Below are 25,237 nucleotides of genomic sequence, written 5' to 3'. Positions count from 1 at the left end.
TTTATGTAAATCGTTTTCACATTGTTAAGATGGGGAGCGCGCAGCCCGTTGCAAGGGGGTGATGTGAAAAAGATTTACATTAGGTATTTTGGCGCGTTCTTCGGTTGACCTCACTCCGGATCAGGCGCAGGTTTTAGTGTGATAAGACTTTTGCAGAGTTTGACATAGATGTTTGTATCAACCGGTTTTTTGACCTGAAGGCCTAATATCTGAAACTGGTGAGCTCCGGCCGGGTCGATAGTTTTGAGGCCGCCGGGACACCGTAACTTTCCATCCATTCTTTGATCCGAATCCAACTGTCCTGCTATCCAGCCGTAAAACGAAAGCTGTCCAGCGTTGCTATCGCCCGTCTCAGATCCACATACCGCACCTTGAAGCGCAACTTGTGAGTCTTGGCCTAGGTGCGCACGGTGGATTCCCTATCCTCCGCATCGCGAGCCCGCATTTTGCACTGTAGGTCGAGAGGGATGTTATTGGGCCAGACCGGCATCTAGGCAGATTCCCCGATTGAGCGTATCCAGTGTTTATGTCGCGCCGCCTCGAGGCGTTTTAAACGATCGTTTTATGCGCGGGGCTCCCCTGGGATCGGACAGTTACGCCAGCACCAGCAGGACATAGGCGGCAATCTCCACGAGCATCATATTGGATTTGCCAATCGAGATCATTGCCACTAATGACTTGGCGGATCATTTCATTCGTCAACAGCAGACAATTCAGGATAGGTTGGGCGGTTGTCTTTCGGATTAATGGCTTTCGGATATGTGGCCGCCTTCATGACTTATCTGGCAGCTCAGAACTTTGTTGTGAGTGCAAGACTCATCCTGATTGTCCTCGCCGCACTCCTGGTCCAGTTGCTGGCGGCAGCTGGGGTTTTTATTGGTCCTGTGGCTGACACAATTGCCTATGTCGAAACAGCTAATTCGTGTCAATTCAGCCTATCGCTGTGTGGTGATCGTATTCACACATACGTTTTAGGCTCAATGAGCACAGTTTTGGGTCCGTTGTGGCCTGTCTTGTTCGGATGGCTTGCTTTTAAGTTACATAAGCAGTGCTTTGATATGGCTGGGATGTTTAGGAAGAACATCTTTTTCGTGATCGCGCTGACGTATACCGCTTATCAGACAGCCAGCGGGATGGGCGAGTGGACCTACTGCATTTTGGCGATCTATATTGCTTTCATTTCCATGAATCCGCCATCATTCCTGCGGTCGCCCGCAAAATCGGTTCGATCGTCTGTGCTTGCGGTCGCCGCGTTCTTTACGCTCGTGTTGGCGCACCCAGGCAACCTTTTTGTAGCCTCGATTTTTTTACGCAATCTCAAACTGGTTTTGATAGCGTTTCTTTCGGCGGCCTTGCTGTTCTTCGTGTATTGGGACTTGTTCGCTGCGTCAGTTTCCAAGGCCTACATTTTTTCTGGGCCTGACGCCGCATTGTCAGCTGTAGAATCAAAGCTCAGAATTGCCACGGAGAGGGGTGATACGTCCTACGCTGGATGGCTGTTCTATGTTGGTTTTCCATATCATCCGACAGGTGTGGCTCTGTCCATACTACAATTCACGTTCCCTTTCTTTGCGCCCAACACGGGAGCGATTTCGCTAGCCATAGGTGCGATCAGTGCTCTCTTCTCCGTGTTGTGCGTCTTTTTGTGCTGGAAGCTAAGGCTGGCGCCATTGTTTGTGGCGATCTCAGCTATTTTGATTTGCCATATTGTGTTTGGCATCTCATCTTATACACCCGGCGTCGGTTTACGCCACAAGGTGCCGCTGTTCGTTTATTTGTTAGCCGTGCGCTACTACGCACAACGCCCTATGCCAGACCGAAAAACCAGTCGCATCCTTCATCCAAATCACCTCGGTAAATTCGGTACTTAACCGCGCAGATGGCAGTGTGCGCTGACCCGTCTGAGTTATGGACGCTTAGTCGTATATACGTGGGCAATGCGCCCGTGTTTTTAGCTAAGACAATCGGCGAGAGGCAAAGCTCCGACCGTGTGGTTCTTAGGTCGCGCGAAGGTCACGACTTAAGTGATTTCATGTCCAACGGACGAATGAACCTATAGCGAATTGCAGAAGTTATGTCCGGGATCGTAGGTGCCAAGTAAGTCCCTAGTTTTTTGACTAATGTTGGTATGCAGAATTTCAATTTTCTGAGTGTACTTTCACTAGCCGTATTAACCGCATGCCAGAACCAACAGCAGGTTGCCTTTTCACCTTTTTACAAGCGCTTTTTTGTTTCTGACGGATATCAGGCTACATACGCACGAACCTGACAGACGATGAGAATCTGTCTTCGCCCTGGAACCGCCTATGTTGCGTCGCCCACCTCAGGAACAACGTTCGATGCGCAACTCTATACCGACCACGGATATGGTGAAATTTACCATGGGATATCCGGCGTCAGCCCAATTACCTTTGGTGTGGTCAAAAAAGAGCGGGCTGGTCCAAATACAAAAGTCTCAGTAAAGGCACCTTACCGCGCAAATTTCGCAAAAGACTTCTATCGATCCTGGCTCGAGTTTTGGGCGCTGGGTGGAACTGAGTGCAACAAGGGCGATCTTCAGAAACCTCCTCGTCCGGCTACAGTGTCATAAGACTAAAATCGCTTCCCAGTTCGTACCTCAAGTTTTTTGAGGACGCCAATCGACTATCTATATGTTTTAGAGCGAGTATTTCCTTTCTGGTAACTGCGAACCAAATTGGGAAGCACTCTTCCCTATTCCTGGGCCAGTTTTCCCCGTTGTTAGCAGCAAGAAACCCACCTTTGCAGCGGCCTAAGCCCTTTATGAAAAAGCGATCAGCGCGTTTACCGAGTTTGCAAATATATGTGTCGCAATTTCTCGGCAATTGGGCTTAAACGCCGTATACACGGTTTTTGAAAGACAACAGCCGATCAGGCAGGAAGGACCAATTAAATGGCCTCATACCCCTTGTTAGTTGGCGTTTCCGACTTCTTCGGGCCTCTTCCGGTCTTACTGCAGATTAGTGTGCCACCCTACACAGGTTTCGCTCATGCAAAATACAGACAACACGACCCCTCCCGCGCTGGACGATATTCTCACTTTGGCAAAGCAGGTCTGGGCTGCGTTGGTTGATGGCAATGCTTCGGCAGACCGGGCGCTTCTGAGCGCTGATTTTCTGGGAGTGTATCCCACCGGTTTTGCCAATCGGGATGACAATGTCGGGCAGTTTGCCGATGCGCCGACCATGGCACGCTATGAATTGAGCGAGACAAAGCTGCGTGTATTAACCCCGGACATCGTGTTGCTGACCTACCGTGCGGACTATCAGCGCCCCGAAGCCGAGTCGTGGGAGGCGATGTTGATCTCATCCTTGTGGGAGCGCCGCTTGGACGTCTGGGTCAACAGTTTCAGCCAAGACACCCCGTTGGAGGTGCAATGACCGGACCGCTGACCATTCACCGCGTCCCGCGCGCCTTTGATGGCTCTTTGGGCGATGAGGCGCTGAATGTGGTGCCCGACGTCACGCCCGAACAGGGCGAATTGATTGCGGGGGCGGCAGGGTCCAGCCCTTATCTGAAAGGCCTGATCGAACATGAACGTGATTGGTTGCCGCAGGCTCTGCAGCAGCCGGATCAGGCGCTGTCCGAGGTCATGGGCGCTGCCAAATCTCTGCCACCCGATCAGTTGAAGCCGGGCCTGCGACGGGCAAAGCGACAGATGGCGCTGCTGACCGCGCTGGCCGATCTGGCCGGTGCGTGGCCGCTAGAAAAGGTGACGGCGGCGCTGACGGACTTCGGCGCGCTGGCGGCGGACGTCGCGGCCAAGGCCGAGATCGCAACGCTGATCCGGCGTGGGAAGCTACCCGGAATGGGGCCGGATGATGTGGAAACCGCTGCCGGGATGATCATTCTGGCGATGGGCAAGATGGGCGCGCATGAGTTGAACTACAGCTCGGATATCGACCTGATCGTGCTGTTCGATGAAACACGTTTTGACCCGGATGATTTCTACGACGCACGGCATGGCATGGTGCGGGCAACGCGTAACTTCTGCGCCACCCTCAGCGATAAGACTGCGGATGGCTATGTGTTCCGCACCGACCTGCGCCTGCGCCCCGATCCTGCCGTGACGCCGGTCTGCATGGCGGCTGAGGCGGCTGAGCGTTACTACGAAAGCCTCGGCCGTACGTGGGAACGTGCAGCCTATATCAAGGCGCGCCCTTGCGCTGGTGATCTTGCTGCGGGGCAGTGCTTTCTGGATATACTGCGTCCCTTTGTCTGGCGACGGCATCTGGATTTTGCCGCCATTCAGGACGCCCACGACATGCGTCTGCGTATTCGAGAGAATAAGGGAACCGGCGGTACGCTGGCTATTCCGGGCCATGACATGAAGCTGGGGCAGGGTGGCATTCGCGAGATCGAGTTCTTTACCCAGACCCGCCAGTTGATTGCCGGGGGCCGCGACCCCGATCTGCGAGTGCGGGGCACCGTGCCGGGTCTGGCTGCGTTGGCCGAAAAAGGCTGGGTGCCGCAGGAGGTTGCCGACAAGCTGACCGACCATTACCGCGCCCATCGTGAGGTCGAGCACCGCATCCAGATGGTTCACGACTCGCAGACCCACAAAGTGCCGCAATCGCAGGACGGCATCGAGCGCGTGGCCTGTCTGATGGGTATCGACAGCGCCGATCTGACCGCCGACCTGACCCGCCGCCTGACCGAGGTGCATGAGCTGACCGAAGGGTTCTTTGCCCCCGGCTCCTCAACTTCAGCACCGGTCAAAGAGGCTGAGTTCGATCAAAGCGTTCTGGCGCGTTGGCCTACCTATCCGGCGCTGCGCTCGCAGCGGGGGGCGCGGATTTTCGAGCGGCTCAAGCCCGAACTGCTCTCACGCCTGTCAAAAACCGCAAAGCCGGATGAGGCGCTGCTGGCGTTGGACGGGTTCTTGTCTGGCCTGCCCGCCGGGGTGCAGCTGTTTTCCCTGTTCGAGGCCAACCCGCATTTGATCGACCTGCTGGTGGATATCGTGGGAACCTCGCACGCGTTGGCCGGGCATCTGTCACGCAATGCTGCCGTGTTTGACGCCGTGATCGGTGGTAGTTTCTTTGACGACTGGCCGGGGCAGGCGGTGTTGCAGGCCGAGCTGTCACAGGCGCTGGAGCAGGAGGCGGACTATGAAACGCAGCTTGATTACGCCCGCCGCTGGTGCAAGGAATGGCATTTCCGCATCGGTGTCCATCACCTGCGAGGGTTGATCGACGGGGCACAGGCCGGGCAGCAATATGCCGAAATGGCCAGCGCGGTGATCGCCGCGATCCTGCCTTGTGTAGTCGACCAATTTGCCAAGAAACACGGGCCCGCGCCGGGGCGCGGCGCGGCGGTGCTGGGCATGGGGTCGATCGGGGCAGGGCGGATCAACTCGCAGTCTGATCTGGATATGATCGTGATTTATGACCCGAAGGATCAGGATATGTCGGACGGTCCGCGCCCCCTGGCAACACGCACCTATTACGCCCGGTTCACGCAGGCGCTGATCACCGCGCTGTCAGCACCAATGTCACAAGGGCGGCTATACGAGGTCGATATGCGTCTGCGCCCCTCGGGCAATCAGGGGCCGGTGGCGACCAGTTGGGCCAGTTTCACCAACTATCAGCAGAACGAAGCCTGGGTGTGGGAGCACCTAGCCCTGACCCGCGCCCGCGTGGTGGCGGGCGACGAAGAGCTGGCGCAGGATATCGAAACCTTCCGCGCCGATTTCCTGAAACAGCCCGAAGACCGGGAAAAAGTCCTGCGCGAAGTAGCCGAGATGCGCGTTCGTCTGGCGGCGGCCAAATCCCCTGCGGGCATCTGGGACGCAAAGAACGGTGCCGGTCGGATGATGGACATCGAATTGGTTGCCGAAACCGGCGCGCTGCTGTCGGGCGTTGCGCAGCGCGACGTGCAGTCCGGGCTGGACGGCGCTGTCGCTGCCGAATTGCTGGACGTCGCTCAGGCGCAGACGCTCAAGGACTGCTACGATCTATGCTGGTCGGTGCAATGCGCGGCCCGGTTGCTGTCGGGCAAGGTGATAGAGGCCGACAAGATCGGCGAAGGCGGTGCGGCCTTTCTGTGCCGCGCCACCGGGTTCGAACAGGTCGAACAGCTTCAGGCCGCCTTGCAGGACAGTTATACCACCGCCGCCGAGATAATCGGCAGCCTGATCGAGGAGGGGAAAGATGCCGCGCAATGACGATCCGAATGATCACAAGGGCCTGATCCGCGAGGCCTATCGCATCGACGGCATCACGCTGCCCGAATGCCGTAGCATCTTTCTGGACTGGGCGCTGAGCCTGCCGGCAGAACGCGACCAAAAACAGGCCCTGACCGAGTTGCACGCCATCTACGCCGCGCAACAGGCCGATCACCCGATGACGCAGGTTCTGGCTGAAGGGCTGCAATCCGCACAGGCTCCGAAACGGCGCGGTGGCTGGCGATCGCGGCCCCGCTAGGGCTTTCCCCCCGGCGCGTTCGCCTCTAATAGGGCGTCATGACCCAAGCCACTGACCGCCCCCGTATCCGCCTGAAACCCAAAGCCAATGCGCGCGGCCTGCGCCATGGCTTCCCGTGGGTCTACGCCAATGACATCGTCACCGACCGCCGGACCCGCAAAATTTCGGCTGGAGCCCTGGCCGTGCTCGAGGACGAGAAGCGCGTGCCCATCGCTCTGGTCGCGGTGAATCCCGTGTCCAAGATCATGTGCCGTGTTCTGGATCGCGATCTGGACGCCGAACTGAACGCCGTGTGGTTCGAAACCCGCCTGCGCCGCGCGTTGAAGATGCGCGAACGCCTGTTCGACGCGCCGTATTACCGCCTGATCCACGCCGAAGCGGACGGATTTCCCGGCGTGATCATCGACCGTTTCGGAGATGCCTGCGTTATCCAACCCAACGCCGCTTGGGCCGAGGCGCATCTGGACACGCTGACCGATGCTCTGGTCCGTGTCACCGGGGTGACGACGGTGTTGAAAAACGCCTCGGGCCGCACACGTGGGTTGGAGGGGCTGGATGACGAGAACCAGGCCCTGCGCGGCACCGCACCTGATACACCGCTGTCGGTGCCGATGAACGGGGCCACCTATATGGCCGACCTGACCGGCGGCCAGAAAACCGGCCTGTTCTACGACCAACGGCCTAACCATGCCTTCGCCGCGCGACTGGTACAGGAGGGTGCTCAGGTGCTGGACGTATTCAGCCATGTGGGCGGGTTTGGTCTGGCGATGCTGGCCGGAGGAGCCGCTCAGGCGTTGTGCGTTGACGGATCAGCAGCAGCGCTTGAACTGGCCGCACAGGGCGCGAACGCCTCGGGCTGCGCCGACCGCTTCCAAACCCGGCAGGGCGATGCCTTTGACGTGCTGACGCAACTGGGCGAGGAAGGCGCGCAGTTTGATGTGGTCATTTGCGACCCGCCCGCCTTTGCGCCTTCGAAACAGGCTCTGGATGCGGGGCTTCGCGCCTATGAACGTATCGCACGGCTTGCGGCACCGTTGGTGAAACCCGGCGGTTACCTGGGTTTGTGTTCCTGCTCTCACGCCGCCGATCTGGGCCGTTTCCGTGATGCTTCATCGCGTGGCATTGGCCGGGCAGGGCGACAGGCACAACTGATCCACACCGGATTTGCCGGACCCGACCACCCGCAACTGCCGCAACTGGCTGAAAGCGGCTACCTCAAAGCCGTGTTCTACCGGCTGTGAAGGCGGTTCTGGATACCTGTGTCATCTACCCCACGGTGATGCGAGAGATGCTGCTGGGCGCGGCCAAGCGTGGCCACTTTCAACCCATATGGTCGGCCCGCATCCTCGAAGAATGGGCCCGCGCGGCCCGCAAACTTGGTTCGGACGGCGAGGTACAGGCCCGCGCCGAAATCGCCCTTACACAGACGTATTGGCCAGACGCAGAACGCGCGGCCCAGCCGGGTGTTGAACAGCGGCTCTGGTTGCCTGACAGCGCCGATATTCACGTTCTTGCCACGGCGGTCACAGCCTCGGCAGACGTCATAGTCACCGTCAACGCCAAGGACTTCCCAAGAAGTATCCTGTCGGAAGAAGGGCTTGAGCGCCGCGACCCTGACAGCCTGCTGCAAGGTTTCTGGCAAACTGACCCTGATGGTATGGCTGACACAGCCAACCGCGTTCTGGCCGAGGCCAATCGCCTGTCCGGCGACCAATGGACCCTTCGGGCGCTCATGAAAAAGGCTCGCCTGCCGCGTTTGGGCAAAGCCCTCACTGCCTAAAGCTGGCCCCTCTTCAACTGGTTAAGAACCTCGGGTTGCGCGTAGGGCTGGCCCTACGCGTCCGAATCTATTTGCCAGCGCTCCAACGCTGCTCAAGCGCTTCCAACGCTGCAATACGCTCATCCGTGTTGGGGTGACTCATCAGCCATGCGGGCACAACTCCGGCGCGTTGCTGGGTCAGGCCTTCCAGCTTGTGAAACAGGGACTTCTGCGGCCCGATCCCAATCCCGGCCTTGGTCAGCAAAGCGGCGGCGTATTCATCGGCCTCATACTCATCCCCGCGCGACAGGCGTGAGGCCAGCAGGTGCGTCAGCATATTGGCAATCCACGCGCCGATGAAGGGGATGAACCGGGCAAACAGCATCATCAACGCGGCCCGCAACGCGTTCTGACCGGAGAAATCGATCATCCGCCGCCGCGCGTGCCCCAGCGCCACATGCCCCAACTCATGCGCGATAACGCTGGCCATTTCCTCGGCCGAGACCTCTCCGTTCCGAAATTTGCGATAAAACCCGCGAGTGATGAATATCCGGCCATCAGGTGCGGCCAGCCCGTTCACCGGGTCGATCTCATAGATATAGACGGGCACCCGGTCGATCTCCAACGCTGCCGCCAGCCGGTCGGTCATACGTTTCAGCGCCGGATCGGCCAATTCGGTCGATTTCGCGTCCAGTTCCCTGTGCGTACGCCATACAGATATCCGGTACATGACAATGGCATAGGCAATGGCCAGAAGGATCGGGGTTAGGCGAAGCATAGCTTAGATATGGGCAACGCAGAGAGGTGAGGCAAGCCGTAAACCTAAAGGCTTGCCGATTTGCTGCCCGTGAAGGCGGGGTTTGGTCCGTTGCTATCGATCGGTTGTTGTCGGCAGATCCAAATTCCCGTGTAGTTCGGTAAGTGTATCCGGGGTCAACGTCGAGCCTTTTGACGCATCAAAAAAGGCGTGCGCAGCTTGTTTTTGCGCGACCGTCGTATCGACGCGTAAGTCTTTTACCTCAGAACGAAGATCATCACGGGTTTCTTCGTAGGCCTCCGCCACGCGTAGTTCCTTTTCCAACGTGTCGAGATTGTCATCATAATCTGGATCACCTGGATCGAGATCAGCGATGTCATCTGCAATTTCATCGCTGCTGCGACCGTCATAGCGGTTGTTCAGGTTCCGAAGTTCGCGCCGGGCATCGTACAGGTCCGAGCGCAAGTCATAATAGTCGGCCGCTGCCTGCCGATAAGTTGCGATTTTTCCTACATTGCTGTTGGGAGCAGCATTCCTGAAAGCCGGAGCAGCTGCGTTCGAAGCATTTAGATTGCGCAGTCTATCCGAGCCATAGGGATCGGTAATTGCCGTCGCTAGAGGATCGCGGTAGCGGTGTTTTTCCCGTTTATGATCGCCATAGTGGGCTTGATCGTAACCAAGTTGGTAGTCGGTTTCATCAGGCTGATACTCACGTTCTTTGGAATAGCGGGGATCGTCTATGCCATAGGGTTCGGGCTGGATTTCCGCGTCGTACCGGTAGCGATCTTTTGGTTGTGGCAAATTCAAGTTCGAGTGGAAGTCGCCAAGGGTACTGCGTGTCAAAGTGCGCCCTTTGGATGCATCAAAAAAAGCGGCTTCTGCGTCGTGCAAGGCATCACCGGTTTCAGCCCTTAGATCCTTGATATCTCCGCGTAGATGATCTCGGGTTTCTTCGTATCTTTCTGCATCCCGGAGTTCATTTTCCAGCGAGTCCAGATTGTCATCATAGTTTGGATCATTTGGATCGAGATCAGCGATATCGTCGGCAATCTCGTGACTGCTGCGTCCGTCGTAGCTTTTATTCAGGTCCCGCAAGTCGCGTCGGGTGTCATACAGCTCTGACTGTAGATCGTAATAATTGTCTGCGGCTGCCTGATATGTTGCGATTTTTCCAACATTACTGTTGGCCGAAGCATTCCTGAACGCCGGAGCGGCTGCGTTTGAGGCATTCAGATTGCGCAGTTTGTCCGACCCGTAGGGATCAGTGATAGCTTCTACAAGTGGGTCGCGGTAGTACCGCTTGCCCGGTTTCTTTCCGTCATAGGAAGAGTGGCGTTTGTCTCTGCGGGTAACTGGACGAAGGGATTCTTCGATCGGCGCGCTCGTAATTTTCCTGTAGGTCCTTTGAGTTGTCTTGACCGAATTTCGCTTTGACTTTGTTCCTGAACGCTTGGTCCCTGAACGTTTGCCAAACAATTCATCAACATCTCGTTTGAACTCGCGTCCAAAGTCGGCCAACGATGTTCTCTGAAGCTTTCCTTTATTGCCCTTGTTCGTTTTTGAGTTCCGTAACGTTTTGTTTTTTTGAGTGAACTTGTGCTCTTTGCGAGTTTTCCCAATTCGGGACTTGGATTTCCCGGCGTCGGCCCCTTTTCCAGCCTTGTCATTGCCGCCCTTGCCGTTCCCTTTGCCCTTTCCGTCCCCCTTTCCATGTCCGCCACCTTTGCCCTTTTCGCCATCTTTGCCTTTGCCGCCATCTTTGCCTTTGCCGCCACCTTTGCCTTTTCCACCACCTTTGCCTTTTCCGCCACCTTTGCCATTACCACCACCCTTGCCCTTGTCACCTTTAGCAAACGCAGAGTCAGGCGTCAGAACAATTGTGGCAACCGTTACGGAAGCAAAAAACAGCGATACCGATGCCAAAGTTGAAATAAGAAATGCGCGAAGTTTGAACCTGGTCATTTTAGCCCCCCAGCACTCAACCTTTGCCGAACATATCACAAAAATGGGATGTGGTTGAGAAATCTGGTCACTTGCTGCCGGATGACGGGTCAGCGAGGCGGAAATAAAAGGTTTTTAGTATTTTGGCTTTCGCACTGCACTGCAATTACCTGCTCATTGATCGAGCGATGGAAAACTAACGCGTCAGCTCCCGCATCCCCTGTTCAAGACCGGCCAACGTCATCGGGACCATGCGATCCTCAAAAATCTCCTGAATCATGCCGATTGAGTGGGTGTAGCCCCAGTATTTCTCGGGCACCGGGTTGATCCAAAGGTTTGAATGCCACTGATCTCGTGCGCGCTGTAACCAGACCTGACCGGCCTCTTGGTTCCAGTGTTCATTGGCACCGCCGGGGTAGGCGATCTCATAAGGGCTCATCGAGGCGTCGCCGACGAAGATGCATTTGTAATCCGAACCATAGGTCCGCAGCACCTCATGCGTGGGCGTTTGCTGGTCCCAACGGCGGCGGTTATCGCGCCAGACGCCTTCGTACAGGCAGTTGTGGAAGTAGTAGTATTCCAGGTGTTTGAATTCGGTCCGGGCGGCCGAAAACAGCTCTTCCACCACCTTGATATGCGGGTCCATCGAGCCACCCACGTCCAGAAACAACAGCACCTTGACCGCGTTGTGACGCTCGGGGCGCGTTTTGACATCCAGATAGCCATGCTCGGCGGTGGCGCGGATGGTGCCGTCCAGATCCAATTCCTCGGCAGCCCCCTCACGTGCCCAGCGGCGCAGGCGTTTCAGCGCAACCTTGATATTGCGGGTGCCTAGTTCAACTGTGTCGTCCAAGTTCTTGAATTCACGCTTGTCCCAGACCTTGACGGCGCGTTGGTGGCGGCTTTCCTTCTGACCGATCCGCACGCCCTCGGGATTATACCCATAAGCTCCGAACGGAGATGTCCCTGCAGTACCGATCCATTTGTTGCCGCCTTGATGGCGACCTTGCTGTTCTTTCAAACGCTCGCGCAGCGTTTCCATCAGCTTGTCAAAGCCGCCAAGGGCTTCGATTTCAGCCTTTTCTTCCTCGGACAAGTGCTTTTCGGCCATCTTGGCCAGCCAGTCGGCAGGAATGTCGACAGCCTCAAGAACCTGGTCGAAACTGATTTCGTTCAGCCCTTCGAAACTGGCGGCAAAAGCGCGGTCGAACTTGTCGATATTGCGTTCGTCTTTCACCATCGAGACACGGGCGAGGTAGTAGAACGCCTCGACATCATAGGTGGCCAGACCCTTTTTCATACCCTCCAGAAAGGTCAGGTATTCGCGCAAGGAAACGGGAATACCAGCTTTACGGAGGTTTTCAAAAAAGGGCAGGAACATTGCTTATACCACAAATCTTACAAGGATCAGGGACAGTATCAGTCCGACCAGCGCAAAGGCGATGCCGTACCCGGCGGCGTATTGTGCCATGTCGGCACCGCTGCCATTACGTTTGCGTGCCGCCAGCGCCCCTAGGATTGCCCCTAGTATCGCCATACCCAAAACCACGACCATGCGTTATCCGCCTCTGTTATTGTTGGATGGTCCTTCCGCAACGTCCTGCATCAGCGACCGGACCACCGTTTCCGAGCCGAAGCCGTAACGCGCCCATGCCAGACTGTCCAGCCTGACGGAACGTGCCTGCGCGGTCCGGCCTGCTTGATTAAGCGCTTCGGATTTGAGTAGCAGCAACGTGGCCAGTTGTGAGGCATTCTCGGCCCGCGTCATAACGTCGATGGCCTTGTTCAGTTCTGGCAGAACTTCGGGCCCCTTACCCTGAGCCAGCGCAAAGGCGGCGGTTTGCGTGGTGATATAGGCCTGATGAACCTCGGTGCCCGGGGTGGCGCGCAGGTACTGCAATGCGATTTGGTAGTTGCGGAAAGCTTCCTGCGGATTGTCAAACTGGCCCATCCGGCCCATCACGTAGTACGGATAGGCGCGGCGGTGATCAGTCCAGCCTTGTTCCTTTCCGATGCGCGCGGCCAGTTGGGCGTCTCTCTGACGTCTCTGCGTCCCACGAGATGGGCGCAAAGATCTTTGAATTGCGTTAATCCATTCACGAGGTGTTTCAGATACCTGTTGCGCGGGCAAGGTGTCTCCGCGCGGGTTCAGGAGGCTGAGAATGCCGGGCAGGGCGGCTTCGACCTGCTCACGGGTCATGCTGCTGCGCAGTTCGGGCGAATAGGCCGTGCGCAGGATAAGCATGTCGAAACCGGTCAGAACGGTGTGAATGTTGTCATCGTTGAACACCGAATCCGGTAGATGATAGAGGTCGTTCAACGGCCCAAGCGCTTGCGCGATCTCTTCGTGCAGGCAGTCGCGCTTTTCTTGCGGGCTGACATCGTAGGGGATAAAGATCCCAAGACGTTCGCGGCTCCTTAGCCGGGACCAACTGCTTTTCTGTTTGCGCCGGTCGCGGCGGTATTCTTCAAAACTGGAAGAATTGGGAACAACGAAACAGGCCGCCTGTGGCAGGACTTCGTGGATCTGTTCCTGGCTGACCGCTTCTATGGTGATGTTTGCCGAACCTTCCGAAATCTGGCTGATGTTGATCCCGGCCTCGTTGCGAAGGCGGTTCAGCAAACGGGTCAGGTCCCGCTGCATCGAAGGCGTGGGCGCGCCGGTCAGGCGCACAGTGATCGGAGTTTCGAACCGCGTGAACACCGGCAATTGCGCGCCACCTTCCAGCGCGAAATGCAAAGACACGAAATCATCCGCGATATTGGCATTCGACCGGCTGGCAGGTGTGGGGGAAGAACGAGAGAATGATTTGGTTGGTGGCAGCTTTTCTTCGATGACATGCACGCGGGTTGGGACTTCGCTTGTCTCAACGGTCGCGCAGCCTGTAAGCGCCAAGCCCGCAAGGATCACGGCCCATCGCATCATGGGCGCTGATACCGGATGAACGGCGTCTTCTTGCCGATGCGGTCGTACAGCTTGCGGGCGGTATGGTTAAAATCCTGCGTCAGCCAAAAGACAGATGGGGCACCTTGCCGGTCAGCTTCGTCATAAACGGCTTGAATCAGGGCGCGTCCGACTCCGGTGCCGCGCTCCTCAGGCCGGGCGAAAAGGTCCTGCAGGTAGCAAACGTTCTCAACCTTCCAAGCATGCCGGTGAAACAGGTAATGGGTCAACCCAATCAATTGCCCGTTTTTCCCGGCAACAAAGCAAGAGAAATCATGCGGATCATTGCCTAGAAGGCGGGCAAAGGTGGTGTCATAGACCTCATCCGGAACCGTCGTTTCATAGAAGGCCAGATAGTCTCGCCACATGTCGGACCATTCAGTACGGTCTTCGGGCCGCAATGCGCGGATGGTCAAAGTATCAGCCAATCAATTTTCCCCGTCTTTTCCGGCCTCAGATAGCCCGGATGCACCGGACCGCCACCTGCAATGCTGACAGCCCGGCCTGCCCAAGGCAAGCGGCGATCACCGGAGGTTCAACAGGATCAGCGTTTGGCCCGCGCCATGAACGCCAGACGTTCGAACAAATGCACATCCTGCTCGTTTTTCAGCAGTGCTCCGTGCAGTTTGGGCAGGGCATTGGCTCCATCCCGCTTCAGGTCCTCGGATGTCAGGTCCTCAGCCAGCAGAAGCTTCAGCCAGTCCAGCACTTCCGAGGTTGAAGGTTTCTTCTTCAACCCCTGGGTTTCGCGGATTTCATAGAACTGGGTCAGCGCAGTGGTCAGCAGTGCATCCTTGATGCCGGGATGGTGCACCTCGACGATCCGGCGCATGGTCGCCTCGTCCGGGAAACGGATATAGTGGAAGAAACAGCGGCGCAGGAAAGCGTCGGGCAGTTCCTTTTCGTTGTTTGATGTGATGATCACGATAGGGCGGTGTTTGGCGCGGATCGTTTCACCTGTCTCATAGACGTGAAACTCCATCTTATCGAGTTCCTGCAACAGGTCATTGGGAAACTCGATATCGGCCTTGTCGATTTCGTCGATCAGCAGAACGACTTTCTCGTCAGCATCAAATGCCTGCCAAAGCTTGCCCTTTCGAATGTAGTTCGAAACGTCATGCACACGCTCGTCGCCCAGTTGGCTATCGCGCAAGCGGCTGACGGCGTCATATTCATACAGGCCCTGTTGGGCACGGGTGGTGGATTTTACATTCCACTCGATCATTGTGAGCCCCAGCGCGCCGGCTACCTGCTTGGCCAGTTCGGTCTTGCCGGTGCCCGGTTCGCCTTTGACCAAAAGGGGTCGTTCCAGGGTCACGGCAGCGTTCACCGCAATGGTCAGGTCATCAGTGGCAACATACTCTGCGGTGCCTTGGAAACGTGCGGTCATGAGCCCCTCGTGTGGTTTCGCGCGATCTGTGCTGTTGGGGTTACAGAGAGGCGATGATTTTGACAAGCGGGCCGCGGCGTCCAGCACCGGGAATTTCCCAGCGACTCTGGTTCCTTTTGCTTGATTCGGCGGCTATCGGATGTCCTTCCGGTTGTTGTTTGCCGCAGAAATGCCCAACGAATTCCACAGTAAAACAAGGTTTTGTTGTTACATGTCTCATATTTAGACAAGCCGGAGACGTAACGTATCATTGCGACGTTTGTGTAGTGACATTCCAACGCGCGTCGGATACACGCTCCGCAGAAGGGAGAGCCAAATGTCAGGTGAAACAACCGCTACCGACGTTTATGGCCATACCGAGGGAGCAAAGATGAAGCAGGAAGTTTTTCTGCCGGAGGACTACCGTCCGGCCGAAGATGAGCCTTTCATGAATGACCGTCAGCTTGAGTATTTCCGCCGCAAGCTGCTGGATTGGAAGACAGAATTATTGGCAGGCAGCCGCGACACGATCGAAGGGTTGCAGGACAACACCCGTAACATTCCGGACGTTGCCGACCGCGCGAGCGAGGAAACCGACCGCGCGCTGGAACTGCGCACCCGCGACCGTCAGCGCAAGCTGGTGGCCAAGATCGACTCGGCGCTACGCCGCATCGACGAGGGTGAATATGGCTATTGCGAGATGACGGGCGATCCGATCTCGCTGAAGCGTTTGGATGCGCGTCCGATCGCGACCATGACGCTTGAGGCTCAGGAACGTCACGAGCGCCGTGAGAAGGTTCACCGCGACGATTGATCGCTGGGAAATTCGGAAAATCTAAAACGCCGGGGCCTGTCGCCTCGGCGTTTTTGCGTTAAGGCGGTGCCATGAATATCGACGGATTGAAATTCAGTGTCATCGGCGGCGGGATAGGGGGGCTGGCGGCCGCTCTGGCGCTGCGGCAGCGCGGGGCGCAGGTTACGGTTCTGGAACAGGCACCGGCCCTGACTGAGGTCGGCGCTGGGTTGCAGATCAGCGCCAACGGGATGGCGGTTCTGCGGGCGCTGGGTGTTGTTGGGAACGTACCTGAGAACGGGCAACTGTCGCACGGAACGATCTTGCGTCATTACCGTAAAGGCCGTTTGATCAGCCGGATTCCTGCGCCTGCCGCCGGTCCAACCTATTATTATCACCGCGCTGACCTACTGAACCTGTTGCACCGCGCGTCTGTAAAGGCCGGCGTTGACGTTCGGCTTGGCGCGCGTGTGTCCAATGTTGTTAAGCACCCAAGCGAGTCCGAGGTTGTGCTGGATAACGGCGAGAGGTTGCGTTCGGAATGTGTGATTGCCGCGGATGGCGGGCGTAGCACCATCCGGCCGATCCTGAACGGTATTGAGGACCCTCAGTTTACCCATCAAATCGCATGGCGTGCGACAATCCCATGGTCGCAGCGCGAAGAGATGCCGCGTGCATCGCTGACTATGGGCCCGGGTCGTCATGTGGTCACCTATCCGCTGCGAGATCAACGTATGATGAACGTGGTTGCAATCGAGGAGCGGTCGGACTGGCAGGAGGAAGGCTGGCGTCTGCAAGGCGAGCCCGATGACCTGCGCGCGCGTTTCGCCGATTTCGGCGGACCCGTGGGTGATATTCTGGCCGAAGTGACCGAGGCTCACCTCTGGGCCCTGTTTCTGCGACCCATCGCTAAAAGTTGGCAGAACGGTCGTCTGGCGCTTTTGGGCGATGCGGCCCATCCGACGCTACCTTTTATGGCTCAAGGGGCTTGTCTTGCACTGGAAGATGCGTGGATTTTGGCGCGGTCTTTCGAAAGCCAGTCAGGTGCGACACAAGCCCTTGCTGCCTACGAAAACCAACGCCAACCCAGGGCAAGGCAAGTGGTCGCCGCTGCAGGAGCAAACGCGCGCAACTTCCACCTGCGTGGCCCGATGCGACTGGCGGCGCAGATGGCGCTGATGGCTATTGGGGCTCAGTTGGCAAAGAAATACGAGTGGATCTACAGCTATGACGCCACCACGTGATCGGTCACAGGTCGAGATCAATCCAGACCGGCACGTGATCCGAGGGTTTTTCGTGACCGCGTACCGCTGAATCAATCTGGCAGTCGCGCATCAGGTCAGCTGCCTGGGGCGTCAGTAGAAAGTGGTCGATGCGGATGCCGTCATTTTTGTCCCAAGCGCCTGCCTGATAGTCCCAAAAAGAGTAATGACCGGGTCCTTGCGTGCGGGTACGGAAGGCCTCGGTGAACCCGAGGTTCAAAACCTTGCGAAACGCGGCGCGGCTTTCGGGCCGGAACAGCGCATCCTCACGCCAGGCATCGGGGCGGGCTGCGTCCTCGGCCTGAGGGATGATATTGTAGTCACCGGCCATCAGCGCCACTTCTTCACTGGCCATCAAATCACGGGCGCGCTGATAAAGACGTTCCATCCAGGCCAGCTTGTAATCGTATTTCGGACCCGGCGCGGGGTTGCCATTGGGTAGATACAGGCCGCAAATGCGCAGCGCCTTTTTGCCAACCACCGTGGCCTCAATCCAGCGTGTCTGCTCATCCTCGTCGTCACCGGGCAGGCCACGGGATACGTCTTCCAGGGGGAACTTCGACAGGATCGCGACGCCGTTGAAGCTTTTTTGCCCGTGCGTTTCGACGTTGTAGCCGCGTTCTTCGAACAATTCGCGTGGGAAGTTTTCATCCACCGATTTGATCTCTTGCAGCAGCACAACATCTGGCTGCGCATCATCAAGCCAACGGGGCAGGGCCTCGGCCCGCGCTTTGATGCCATTGATGTTGAATGTGGCGATTTTCATGCGCGATCCTCCGGTGACTTAACGCAACCTATCGCCCAGAACCGGCCCAACGGCAAGGCAGATGGCTGGGTTGCGAGGCTCTGCCTCGCGCTCCGGGATATTTTTAGACAGATGAAGAAACGGATCCTTAACCAATTTGCTCGAAGAATCGAGTGCGGTACAGGCGGGGACGCCGATGACCGCGACAGGTGAAGCTCTCCGATGAATGGTCGGAGAGCGGATCCCTGCTTCATCTGTCCAAAAATATCCTGGGGGTTTGGGGGCAAAGCCCCCACCGGCGATTACATCGAAAAAGACGTTCCGCAGCCGCAGGATGAGGTGGCGTTAGGATTCTCGATCACAAAGCGTGCGCCGATCAGTTCCTGCGTAAAATCGATTACCGCGTTTTCCAGAAACGGCAGAGAAATCGAGTCTACAATCACCTTTTGACCTTTGCCTTCCAGCACAAGATCATCCTCTTTCGGTTCATCCAACGCGATTTCGTATTGAAAACCAGAGCATCCGCCGCCTTCCACAGCAACGCGCAAAGCCTGCCCCTGATCCGCCGCGCCAATTTCGGCGAGTCGGTCAAAAGCGCGTTCAGTAACTGTCGGGGGCAGATTCATGCCAGACTCCAAAGGTTTATTTCCTAAGCACACTACAATATATGAAACCTAACGACAGGCGACAAGGACAAGACCTTTGGACAGAGCGGGTTTTGCCTCGGACCCAGGCCGTGCAAGAGGGCGGCTTGTGCCGGAGGAGGAGAGCAGCTTCCGGTCATGCTTTCAGCGTGATCGCGACCGTATCATTCATGCCAGCGCGTTTCGGCGACTTAAACACAAGACGCAGGTGTTTGTTGAGCATGAGGGCGACAGCTATCGCACCCGTCTGACCCATTCCATCGAAGTGGCGCAGGTGGCGCGGACCATTGCCGGGGCTTTGGGGTTGAACCCGGAACTGACCGAGGCGGTGGCGCTGGCGCACGACCTTGGACATACGCCGTTTGGTCATACTGGGGAAGATGCACTGCATGCGCTGATGGAGCCTTATGGCGGCTTCGACCACAACGCGCAGGCCATACGGATCGTCTCCAAACTGGAACGCCACTATGCCGAATTCGATGGCTGCAACCTGACTTGGGAGTGTCTTGAGGGCATCGCCAAGCATAACGGGCCGGTCGTAGGGGATTTGCCCTGGGCTCTGGCTGAGTGCAACGAAGGGTTCGATCTGGAACTGCACACTCATGCCAGTGCCGAGGCGCAGGTGGCCGCGCTGTCTGATGACATTGCTTATAATAACCACGATCTGCTGGATGGCCTGCGCGCCAACCTGTTCACAGACGACGAAATCCAGCAATTGCCGATCGTGGGTGACTGCTATGCCGAGGTGGATCGCAAGTATCCCGGTCTCGACCCGTATCGCCGCAGACACGAGGCGTTGCGGCGGGTGTTTGGCGTCATGGTTTCAGACGTGATCGACACTTCGCGCGGGCTGATCGCTGCTTCGGGGGCGCAGACAGTCGAAGACCTCCGGCATCTGGGCTATCCGGTTGTCCAGTTCTCAAACGGGCTATGGGCGCAGCTCAAAGAAATTCGCGCATTCCTGTTCACGCGGATGTACCGCGCCCCCAGTGTGATGGAAGTACGCGCCCAAGTCAGCGCGGTCGTACAGGAGCTGTTTCCGATATACCTTAACGACCCGAAACAGATGCCAACGCGCTGGCACGACAACATTGAGGCGGCGCCGGATGAAACCGCGCTAGCCCGGATCGTGTCGGACTATATTGCCGGAATGACAGACCGGTTCGCCCTTCAGGATCACAAAAGGCTGACAGGCGAGTAGTTACTCGACGCCGATATAGGCCAGTGCCCACACCTGTTGACCGGATTGTTTCTGCGCCAGTTCCGCATCATCGGTCGGCGGGAACACGATCATGGTGGGACCATAGCCACCGATCCCCATTGGAGACCCATTTGCATGGGTCGCGACGATGGGTTGATGAGCTGTGATGCTCTCCCATTCAATTTCCGACTGATAACCATCCAGTGCCATAGGTTTCGCGGTCTTTCCCGCAGCTCCGGCCATCGTCATCACGTCAGACAGCAAGGGGCCGGAAAAGGCGACCTCGCGCTGTTTGCCTTCGGGGCCGTAGGTGATTGTGATCTCGACCTGTTCCAGCCCATCCAGCATTGCCGCGTCAAAACCCGCAGCACCGTCGTGCTGAACTTCGAGGTAGCCCAGTAGGCCACCATCATCTTCCCCTCGGGCTGGCAGGTTGGTTTCGGTGACAACACCGCCCAACGTCAAGAGGACATGGCCGGTAGGCGCCGGGATGTCGGCAATGGCGGGAAACGAGGTTGTCAGCAACAGGGCAAGGGGCAAGGCAAGGCGCATCGGCGTGTCTCCGGCAATAAAAGTCTTGCCGACATTACCGGGGTTTGGCGTTAAACCAAGCTCAATCTTTAGGCGTCCATTGACCTTGCCGCATTGCGTGGTAAACCGCCGGACAAGCAAAAGGACATCCGAAATGAACCTGTTTTCCGAGATCCGCGGCCTCGTACTGGACGCGCTGGCGCAGATGCAGTCCGAAGGCGCGTTGCCCGAGGGGCTGAGTTTTGACAACGTGGCAGTTGAACCGCCGCGCGATGCCGCGCATGGCGACATGGCAACCAATGCTGCGATGGTACTGGCCAAACCGGCCAAGATGAAGCCGCGCGACATTGCCGATGTGCTGGCCGGGAAACTGGCGGCTGATGACCGTATCACCAGTGCCGAGGTGGCCGGTCCGGGTTTCCTAAACTTGCGTCTTGCGCCGTCGGTCTGGCAGGGCGTTCTGGCAGCGGTGCTGGAGAAGGGCACCGACTACGGCCGCTCGACCATGGGGCATGGCCAGAAGGTGAACGTTGAGTACGTGTCTGCGAACCCCACAGGCCCGCTGCATGTTGGTCATACTCGGGGCGCCGTGTTCGGTGATGCTCTGGCGAGCTTGCTGGCCTACTCGGGCCATGATGTAACCCGCGAATATTACATCAACGACGGCGGTGCGCAGGTTGATGTACTGGCGCGCTCGGCCTATGAACGCTATCGCGAGGCCAATGGCCTGAGCCCAGAGATCGCCGAGGGCCTGTATCCGGGCGACTACCTGATCCCGATCGGTGAAGCGCTGAAAGAGAAATACGGCGACAGCCTGATCGACAAGCCAGAAAGCGAGTGGCTGGAAGAGCTGCGCAACTTTGCCACCGATGCGATGATGGACCTGATCCGCGCCGACCTGAAGGCGCTGGGCGTCGAGATGGATGTGTTCTTCTCAGAGAAATCGCTCTACGGCACCGGCCGGATCGAAGCTGCGCTGCAGTCTCTGACCGACAAGGGCCTGATCTATGAAGGCGTGCTGGAGCCGCCGAAGGGCAAGAAGCCCGAGGATTGGGAGCCGCGCGAGCAGACCCTGTTCAAATCCACCGAGCATGGCGACGACGTCGACCGCCCGGTCAAGAAGTCGGACGGCAGCTGGACCTATTTCGCCCCGGATATCGCTTATCACTATGACAAGGTGACCCGTGGATTTGACGCGCTGATCGACGTGTTCGGAGCGGACCACGGTGGCTATGTCAAACGGATGAAGGCGGCTGTTTCGGCTCTGTCTGACGGCAAGGTGCCGCTGGATATCAAGCTGACCCAGCTGGTGAAGCTGTGGAAGAATGGCGAGCCCTTCAAGATGTCGAAACGGGCAGGGAACTTTGTCACCCTACGCGATGTGGTCGATCAGGTGGGCCCGGATGTGACCCGGTTCGTGATGCTGACCCGTAAAAACGACGCACCGCTGGACTTTGATTTCGACAAGGTGCTGGAGCAGAGCCGCGAGAACCCCGTGTTCTACGTGCAATACGCCCATGCCCGCGTAATGAGCGTGCTGCGCCGTGCTGCCGAGGCCGAGATTGCCGCGGACGATGCGACCCTGAAAGGCGCTGATCTGAGCAAGAACGACCATGCCTCGGAACTGACGGTTGCCAAAAAGCTGGCCGAATGGCCACGTCTGGTCGAGATCGCCGCGCGCACCAACGAACCACATCGCGTTGCCTTCTATCTGTATGAACTCGCAGGGGATTTCCACGCTCTGTGGAACAAGGGCAATGATGAAACGCAGCTGCGCTTCATTCAGGATGGCGATGTTGCCACAAGTCAGTCAAAAATCGCATTGGCCCGGGCTGTTTCTGTTGTGATTTCAGCGGGCTTGGGTATTCTTGGCGTCACTCCGGCGCAGGAGATGCGGTAACAAACACCGCCCGAACCGCCGGAACGAGGCAGACAAGAAATGACCCGCGCGCCACGTTTTAAGGCGCAATCGGGCGGTGAGGCGGATATGGCGAGTTACGATTACTCGGGGCAAGCGCGCCCCGAGCAGATGCATTACACGAATCAACCACATCCGCAGGATGAGTACGAGTGTTCCGACGACATGTACGGATATGACGAAGCACCGCGCGCAGCGGGGCTGAGCCGTATCGTCAATGCGATGGGAGCGGTTGCGTCCCTCGCTCTGGTCGCCGGGATCGGCGTCTGGGGCTACAAGCTGGTGATGCGCGATGTGTCCGGCGTGCCGGTTGTGCGGGCTATCGAAGGGCCGATGCGCATTCAGCCCGAAAACCCGGGCGGAACGCCTGCGGATCATCAGGGTCTGGCCGTTAATGCCGTGGCTGCGGTGGGAACGGCTGCACCGCCTGCTGATCGTCTGATCCTTGCCCCGCGCCCGGTGTCGCTGACTGATGAGGATACGCCGGTTGAACCTCTGAAACCCACTCCGGCTGTGCATGTAGTTCAGGAAGAGATTTCCAATCAGGAGGCCGCTGAGCTGCGTCAGGGTACGGTGGATGCGCTGGTCTCAGAATTGGCTGGAGATGCAGCGCGGATTGACGAACCGGCGGAAGAAGGCGTGCAATTGGCCGCCCTGTCCTTGCCTGAAGAAGAGCCTGCGATCGACCCCGCCGATCTGGCCGCGCAACTGCCCGATCCGGAACTGGCCGTGTTGCCGGGTGTCCGCCGGTCTTTGCGCCCGATCACGCGCCCGGCCCGGGCGACGCCCAGCCGCATCACGTCGGACAGCAGCACCGAGGATGCAATCAACGCTGCTGTCAAAGCCGCCGTCGGTGTGGATATTGACCCTGATGCGCTGTCCAAAGGCACACGCATGGCGCAGCTTGGGGCCTATGAAAGCTCGGACGTGGCGCGCGCGGAATGGGATCGGCTGAATAATCGGTTCGGGGATTATATGGATGGAAAACAGCGTGTTATCCAGAAAACCTCGCGCGGGGGGCGGACCTTCTACCGCTTGCGCGTTCTGGGGTTCGATGACCTGAGTGACTCGCGTCAGTTCTGTGCCGCGCTTGAGGCACGTGGCGCGGATTGTATTCCGGTGGCCGCTCGGTGAGTTTTGGCGCGGCGATCACTGACGCCGAAGGCCTGCGCCTGACGCCCAACGAAAAGAAACTGTTTCGCGAGATGAACCCTTTCGGGTTCATTTTGTTTGCCCGCAATATCGACACCGCTGATCAGGTTCGTGCCCTGTGCGATGATTTCCGTGAGGCAGTGGGCCGCAATTGCCCCATCACCATCGATCAGGAGGGCGGCCGGGTTCAGCGCCTGCGCGCACCTCTGGCCCGCGAATGGCTGCCGCCGCTGGATCACGCCGCGCGGTCTGGGGATCAGGCCGAACGGGCGATGTATCTGCGTTATCGTCTGATTGCGGACGAACTGTTCGGGCTGGGTATCGACAGCAACTGCGCGCCGATGGTTGATCTGGTGCGAGAAGATACGCACAAGTTTCTGAAAAATCGCTGCTATGGTTCTGACCCCAAACAGGTTTCCCGCTTAGGAAAGGCCGTTGCAAAAGGCCATCTGGATGGCGGCGTGCTGCCCGTCATCAAGCATATGCCGGGGCACGGTCTGTCCACGCTCGACAGCCATCACGACCTGCCGCATGTGGACCTAACGCAGGATGCGCTGGAACAGGCTGATTTCGCGCCATTTCGCGATCTGAACGACTTGCCGATGGGAATGACCGCGCATCTGGTCTATGACCGGATCGATCCGCAGCCAGCGACGATTTCGCCGACAATGATTGGCCTGATCCGCGACAAGATTGGGTTCGACGGGCTGATCATGACCGACGATATCTCGATGAAGGCTCTCAGTGGCGCACCCGAGGACATCGCCCGCCAGGCGCTGGACGCCGGGTGCGATGTGGTTCTGCACTGCAATGGCACGTTCGACGCCCGCGCGAAAGTGCTGGAGGCCGCAGGGGAAATGACCGAACAGGCCGGGAAGCGCGCGAAAAAGGCGCTGTCGATGCGGCAAAAGCCTGCGGAACTTGACATCCAGGCCGCCGAGGCGGAACTATCTGCCCTAATGGGCGGGCAGGTATATGAACGATAATCTTTTCAGCGAAGACCCGGTCTCGGTCGCCGATCGACTGGCCGCCGAAGCCCTGATCGTTGACGTCGACGGGTTCGAAGGCCCGCTGGACGTGCTGCTGACCCTGTCACGGACGCAAAAGGTCGACCTGCGGAAAATCTCGGTTCTGGCGTTGGCGCAGCAATATCTGGCCTTCGTTGAAAAAGCCCGCGCGCTGCGGATCGAGCTGGCCGCCGACTATCTGGTAATGGCCGCGTGGCTGGCCTTCCTGAAATCCCGTTTGCTGCTGCCGCCTGACCCGGACGACGAGGGCCCCTCGGGCGAGGAACTGGCAGCACACCTGGCGTTCCAACTGGAGCGTTTACAGGCCATGCGCGACTCTGCCGCCCGCCTTATGGCGCGCGACCAACTGGGCCGCGATTTCTTCAAACGCGGGCAGGGTGAGGATATCACCCGCATTCGCACCGTGACCTATTCCGCCACTCTTCTCGACCTGATGCAGGGCTATGCCCGCATTCGGACGCGCGACGAATTCCGGCCCTTTGTCATGGACCGCGATGCCGTGTTCACGATGGAGCAGGCGTTGGAACGGATGCGCCCTTTGATCGGGTTCGCGGGCACCTGGACGGATATGGAGACCTACCTGCCCGACGGCTGGGACGCCGATCCGGTGCGCCGCAGATCGGCCACAGCGGCGACCTTTGCCGCCTCTCTGGAGTTGGTGAAAGAAGGACATATGGAGATCAAGCAGAGCGAGACCTTTGCTCCGATCCATCTGCGCAAGAGGACTGACACACGTGACTGACGAACCGC

23 protein-coding genes are annotated in these 25,237 nt (G+C 58.0%); 13 read left to right on the top strand and 10 right to left on the bottom strand.

Features of this window, described 5'->3' with window-relative positions; translation table 11 throughout:
- The first annotated feature begins 746 nt into the window (after positions 1 to 746).
- The 6 genes from GOW98_RS00795 to GOW98_RS00770 all read left to right on the top strand — a co-directional run bounded on the left by GOW98_RS00795 (position 747) and on the right by GOW98_RS00770 (position 8,223).
- On the top strand, positions 747 to 1,871 hold the full coding sequence (locus GOW98_RS00795; protein ID WP_217359239.1) for a hypothetical protein: 1,125 nt from the start codon (positions 747 to 749) through the stop codon (positions 1,869 to 1,871).
- A gap of 1,137 nt (positions 1,872 to 3,008) precedes the next feature.
- Positions 3,009 to 3,398, top strand: coding sequence for a nuclear transport factor 2 family protein (locus GOW98_RS00790; protein ID WP_170329095.1), 390 nt, complete (start codon positions 3,009 to 3,011; stop codon positions 3,396 to 3,398).
- Entirely contained in the window at positions 3,395 to 6,184 is a 2,790-nt protein-coding gene (locus tag GOW98_RS00785) for a glutamine-synthetase adenylyltransferase (RefSeq protein ID WP_170329092.1), read from the top strand. The genes GOW98_RS00790 and GOW98_RS00785 overlap by 4 nt, the downstream gene beginning before the upstream one ends.
- Positions 6,171 to 6,443, top strand: coding sequence for a hypothetical protein (locus GOW98_RS00780; protein ID WP_170329090.1), 273 nt, complete (start codon positions 6,171 to 6,173; stop codon positions 6,441 to 6,443). The genes GOW98_RS00785 and GOW98_RS00780 overlap by 14 nt, the downstream gene beginning before the upstream one ends.
- Positions 6,444 to 6,481: 38 nt before the next feature.
- A complete protein-coding gene (locus GOW98_RS00775; RefSeq protein WP_170329088.1) occupies positions 6,482 to 7,684 on the top strand; it encodes an RSP_2647 family RNA methyltransferase in 1,203 nt (400 codons plus the stop codon).
- Positions 7,681 to 8,223: an RSP_2648 family PIN domain-containing protein gene (locus GOW98_RS00770; protein WP_170329086.1), complete on the top strand. Its 543-nt coding sequence runs from the start codon at positions 7,681 to 7,683 to the stop codon at positions 8,221 to 8,223. The genes GOW98_RS00775 and GOW98_RS00770 overlap by 4 nt, the downstream gene beginning before the upstream one ends.
- Before the next feature lie 67 nt (positions 8,224 to 8,290).
- Here the strand turns inward: GOW98_RS00770 and GOW98_RS00765 are convergent, their stop codons facing one another.
- From GOW98_RS00765 to GOW98_RS00735, 7 genes are all read right to left on the bottom strand, one after another.
- A complete protein-coding gene (locus GOW98_RS00765) occupies positions 8,291 to 8,980 on the bottom strand; it encodes a M48 family metallopeptidase (RefSeq protein ID WP_170329084.1) in 690 nt (229 codons plus the stop codon).
- A 93-nt stretch (positions 8,981 to 9,073) separates the two neighbouring features.
- A complete protein-coding gene (locus GOW98_RS00760; protein ID WP_170329081.1) occupies positions 9,074 to 10,921 on the bottom strand; it encodes a hypothetical protein in 1,848 nt (615 codons plus the stop codon).
- Between the two features lie 175 nt (positions 10,922 to 11,096).
- Positions 11,097 to 12,281 carry a vWA domain-containing protein gene (locus GOW98_RS00755; protein ID WP_170329079.1) on the bottom strand — a complete coding sequence of 395 codons (1,185 nt, stop codon included), beginning with the start codon at positions 12,279 to 12,281 and terminating at the stop codon, positions 11,097 to 11,099.
- Between the two features lie 3 nt (positions 12,282 to 12,284).
- Positions 12,285 to 12,455, bottom strand: coding sequence for a hypothetical protein (locus GOW98_RS00750; protein ID WP_170329078.1), 171 nt, complete (start codon positions 12,453 to 12,455; stop codon positions 12,285 to 12,287).
- A gap of 3 nt (positions 12,456 to 12,458) precedes the next feature.
- A complete protein-coding gene (locus GOW98_RS00745; RefSeq protein ID WP_170329076.1) occupies positions 12,459 to 13,826 on the bottom strand; it encodes a DUF2927 domain-containing protein in 1,368 nt (455 codons plus the stop codon).
- Entirely contained in the window at positions 13,823 to 14,272 is a 450-nt protein-coding gene (locus GOW98_RS00740) for a GNAT family N-acetyltransferase (protein WP_367646778.1), read from the bottom strand. The genes GOW98_RS00745 and GOW98_RS00740 overlap by 4 nt, the downstream gene beginning before the upstream one ends.
- A 116-nt stretch (positions 14,273 to 14,388) precedes the next feature.
- Positions 14,389 to 15,234 (bottom strand): AAA family ATPase, encoded by an 846-nt coding sequence (locus GOW98_RS00735; protein ID WP_170329074.1) that lies wholly within the window; start codon positions 15,232 to 15,234, stop codon positions 14,389 to 14,391.
- A gap of 370 nt (positions 15,235 to 15,604) precedes the next feature.
- On the opposite strand from GOW98_RS00735, the gene dksA reads away from it, so the two are divergent.
- Positions 15,605 to 16,027 (top strand): RNA polymerase-binding protein DksA, encoded by a 423-nt coding sequence (dksA, locus tag GOW98_RS00730; protein ID WP_170329440.1) that lies wholly within the window; start codon positions 15,605 to 15,607, stop codon positions 16,025 to 16,027.
- A 71-nt stretch (positions 16,028 to 16,098) separates the two neighbouring features.
- Positions 16,099 to 17,250 carry an FAD-dependent oxidoreductase gene (locus GOW98_RS00725; protein ID WP_170329071.1) on the top strand — a complete coding sequence of 384 codons (1,152 nt, stop codon included), beginning with the start codon at positions 16,099 to 16,101 and terminating at the stop codon, positions 17,248 to 17,250.
- Positions 17,251 to 17,254: 4 nt separating this feature from the next.
- Here GOW98_RS00725 and xth read toward each other — a convergent pair whose 3' ends face one another.
- Both xth and GOW98_RS00715 read right to left on the bottom strand, forming a co-directional pair.
- Positions 17,255 to 18,034 carry an exodeoxyribonuclease III gene (xth, locus tag GOW98_RS00720; protein WP_170329069.1) on the bottom strand — a complete coding sequence of 260 codons (780 nt, stop codon included), beginning with the start codon at positions 18,032 to 18,034 and terminating at the stop codon, positions 17,255 to 17,257.
- A 281-nt stretch (positions 18,035 to 18,315) separates the two neighbouring features.
- Positions 18,316 to 18,639 carry a HesB/IscA family protein gene (locus tag GOW98_RS00715; protein WP_170325221.1) on the bottom strand — a complete coding sequence of 108 codons (324 nt, stop codon included), beginning with the start codon at positions 18,637 to 18,639 and terminating at the stop codon, positions 18,316 to 18,318.
- A 76-nt stretch (positions 18,640 to 18,715) separates the two neighbouring features.
- Here GOW98_RS00715 and GOW98_RS00710 point away from each other — a divergent pair, with 76 nt between their 5' ends.
- The gene (locus GOW98_RS00710) at positions 18,716 to 19,858 is read left to right on the top strand and encodes a deoxyguanosinetriphosphate triphosphohydrolase (RefSeq protein WP_170329067.1); all 1,143 of its coding nucleotides are present in this window, start codon (positions 18,716 to 18,718) and stop codon (positions 19,856 to 19,858) included.
- Here GOW98_RS00710 and GOW98_RS00705 read toward each other — a convergent pair whose 3' ends face one another.
- Positions 19,859 to 20,410, bottom strand: a complete 552-nt coding sequence (locus tag GOW98_RS00705; RefSeq protein ID WP_170329065.1) for a hypothetical protein — start codon at positions 20,408 to 20,410, stop codon at positions 19,859 to 19,861.
- A 133-nt stretch (positions 20,411 to 20,543) separates the two neighbouring features.
- Between GOW98_RS00705 and argS the strand changes: the two genes are divergently transcribed.
- Genes argS through GOW98_RS00685 form a run of 4 tightly spaced genes read left to right on the top strand, consistent with a single transcriptional unit; the run spans position 20,544 to position 25,229 of the window.
- Positions 20,544 to 22,289, top strand: coding sequence for an arginine--tRNA ligase (gene argS, locus GOW98_RS00700; protein WP_170329063.1), 1,746 nt, complete (start codon positions 20,544 to 20,546; stop codon positions 22,287 to 22,289).
- 39 nt (positions 22,290 to 22,328) lie between these two features.
- Positions 22,329 to 23,441: an SPOR domain-containing protein gene (locus GOW98_RS00695; protein WP_254437865.1), complete on the top strand. Its 1,113-nt coding sequence runs from the start codon at positions 22,329 to 22,331 to the stop codon at positions 23,439 to 23,441.
- Positions 23,438 to 24,445 carry a beta-N-acetylhexosaminidase gene (nagZ, locus tag GOW98_RS00690; protein WP_170329060.1) on the top strand — a complete coding sequence of 336 codons (1,008 nt, stop codon included), beginning with the start codon at positions 23,438 to 23,440 and terminating at the stop codon, positions 24,443 to 24,445. Before GOW98_RS00695 ends, nagZ begins: the two co-directional genes overlap by 4 nt.
- Positions 24,435 to 25,229, top strand: coding sequence for a segregation and condensation protein A (locus GOW98_RS00685; protein ID WP_170325216.1), 795 nt, complete (start codon positions 24,435 to 24,437; stop codon positions 25,227 to 25,229). The genes nagZ and GOW98_RS00685 overlap by 11 nt, the downstream gene beginning before the upstream one ends.
- Positions 25,230 to 25,237 lie beyond the last annotated feature (8 nt).

Origin of the sequence: Ruegeria arenilitoris (assembly GCF_013032445.1) — a bacterium.
GTDB lineage: Bacteria > Pseudomonadota > Alphaproteobacteria > Rhodobacterales > Rhodobacteraceae > Ruegeria > Ruegeria arenilitoris_F.
The sequence above is the reverse complement of the archived record's forward strand: the minus strand, read 5'-3'. Positions and strand labels throughout refer to the sequence as shown.

Excerpts from the sequence above, each read along its gene's own strand:
- GOW98_RS00795 (WP_217359239.1), top strand. The coding sequence starts at position 747 with ATGGCTTTCGGATATGTGGCCGCCTTCATGACTTATCTGGCAGCTCAG.
- GOW98_RS00790 (WP_170329095.1), top strand. The coding sequence starts at position 3,009 with ATGCAAAATACAGACAACACGACCCCTCCCGCGCTGGACGATATTCTC.
- GOW98_RS00785 (WP_170329092.1), top strand. The coding sequence starts at position 3,395 with ATGACCGGACCGCTGACCATTCACCGCGTCCCGCGCGCCTTTGATGGC.
- GOW98_RS00780 (WP_170329090.1), top strand. The coding sequence starts at position 6,171 with ATGCCGCGCAATGACGATCCGAATGATCACAAGGGCCTGATCCGCGAG.
- GOW98_RS00775 (WP_170329088.1), top strand. The coding sequence starts at position 6,482 with ATGACCCAAGCCACTGACCGCCCCCGTATCCGCCTGAAACCCAAAGCC.
- GOW98_RS00765 (WP_170329084.1), bottom strand. The coding sequence starts at position 8,980 with ATGCTTCGCCTAACCCCGATCCTTCTGGCCATTGCCTATGCCATTGTC.
- GOW98_RS00760 (WP_170329081.1), bottom strand. The coding sequence starts at position 10,921 with ATGACCAGGTTCAAACTTCGCGCATTTCTTATTTCAACTTTGGCATCG.
- GOW98_RS00755 (WP_170329079.1), bottom strand. The coding sequence starts at position 12,281 with ATGTTCCTGCCCTTTTTTGAAAACCTCCGTAAAGCTGGTATTCCCGTT.
- GOW98_RS00750 (WP_170329078.1), bottom strand. The coding sequence starts at position 12,455 with ATGGTCGTGGTTTTGGGTATGGCGATACTAGGGGCAATCCTAGGGGCG.
- GOW98_RS00745 (WP_170329076.1), bottom strand. The coding sequence starts at position 13,826 with ATGATGCGATGGGCCGTGATCCTTGCGGGCTTGGCGCTTACAGGCTGC.
- GOW98_RS00735 (WP_170329074.1), bottom strand. The coding sequence starts at position 15,234 with ATGACCGCACGTTTCCAAGGCACCGCAGAGTATGTTGCCACTGATGAC.
- dksA (WP_170329440.1), top strand. The coding sequence starts at position 15,605 with ATGAAGCAGGAAGTTTTTCTGCCGGAGGACTACCGTCCGGCCGAAGAT.
- GOW98_RS00725 (WP_170329071.1), top strand. The coding sequence starts at position 16,099 with ATGAATATCGACGGATTGAAATTCAGTGTCATCGGCGGCGGGATAGGG.
- xth (WP_170329069.1), bottom strand. The coding sequence starts at position 18,034 with ATGAAAATCGCCACATTCAACATCAATGGCATCAAAGCGCGGGCCGAG.
- GOW98_RS00715 (WP_170325221.1), bottom strand. The coding sequence starts at position 18,639 with ATGAATCTGCCCCCGACAGTTACTGAACGCGCTTTTGACCGACTCGCC.
- GOW98_RS00705 (WP_170329065.1), bottom strand. The coding sequence starts at position 20,410 with ATGCGCCTTGCCTTGCCCCTTGCCCTGTTGCTGACAACCTCGTTTCCC.
- argS (WP_170329063.1), top strand. The coding sequence starts at position 20,544 with ATGAACCTGTTTTCCGAGATCCGCGGCCTCGTACTGGACGCGCTGGCG.
- GOW98_RS00695 (WP_254437865.1), top strand. The coding sequence starts at position 22,329 with ATGACCCGCGCGCCACGTTTTAAGGCGCAATCGGGCGGTGAGGCGGAT.
- GOW98_RS00685 (WP_170325216.1), top strand. The coding sequence starts at position 24,435 with ATGAACGATAATCTTTTCAGCGAAGACCCGGTCTCGGTCGCCGATCGA.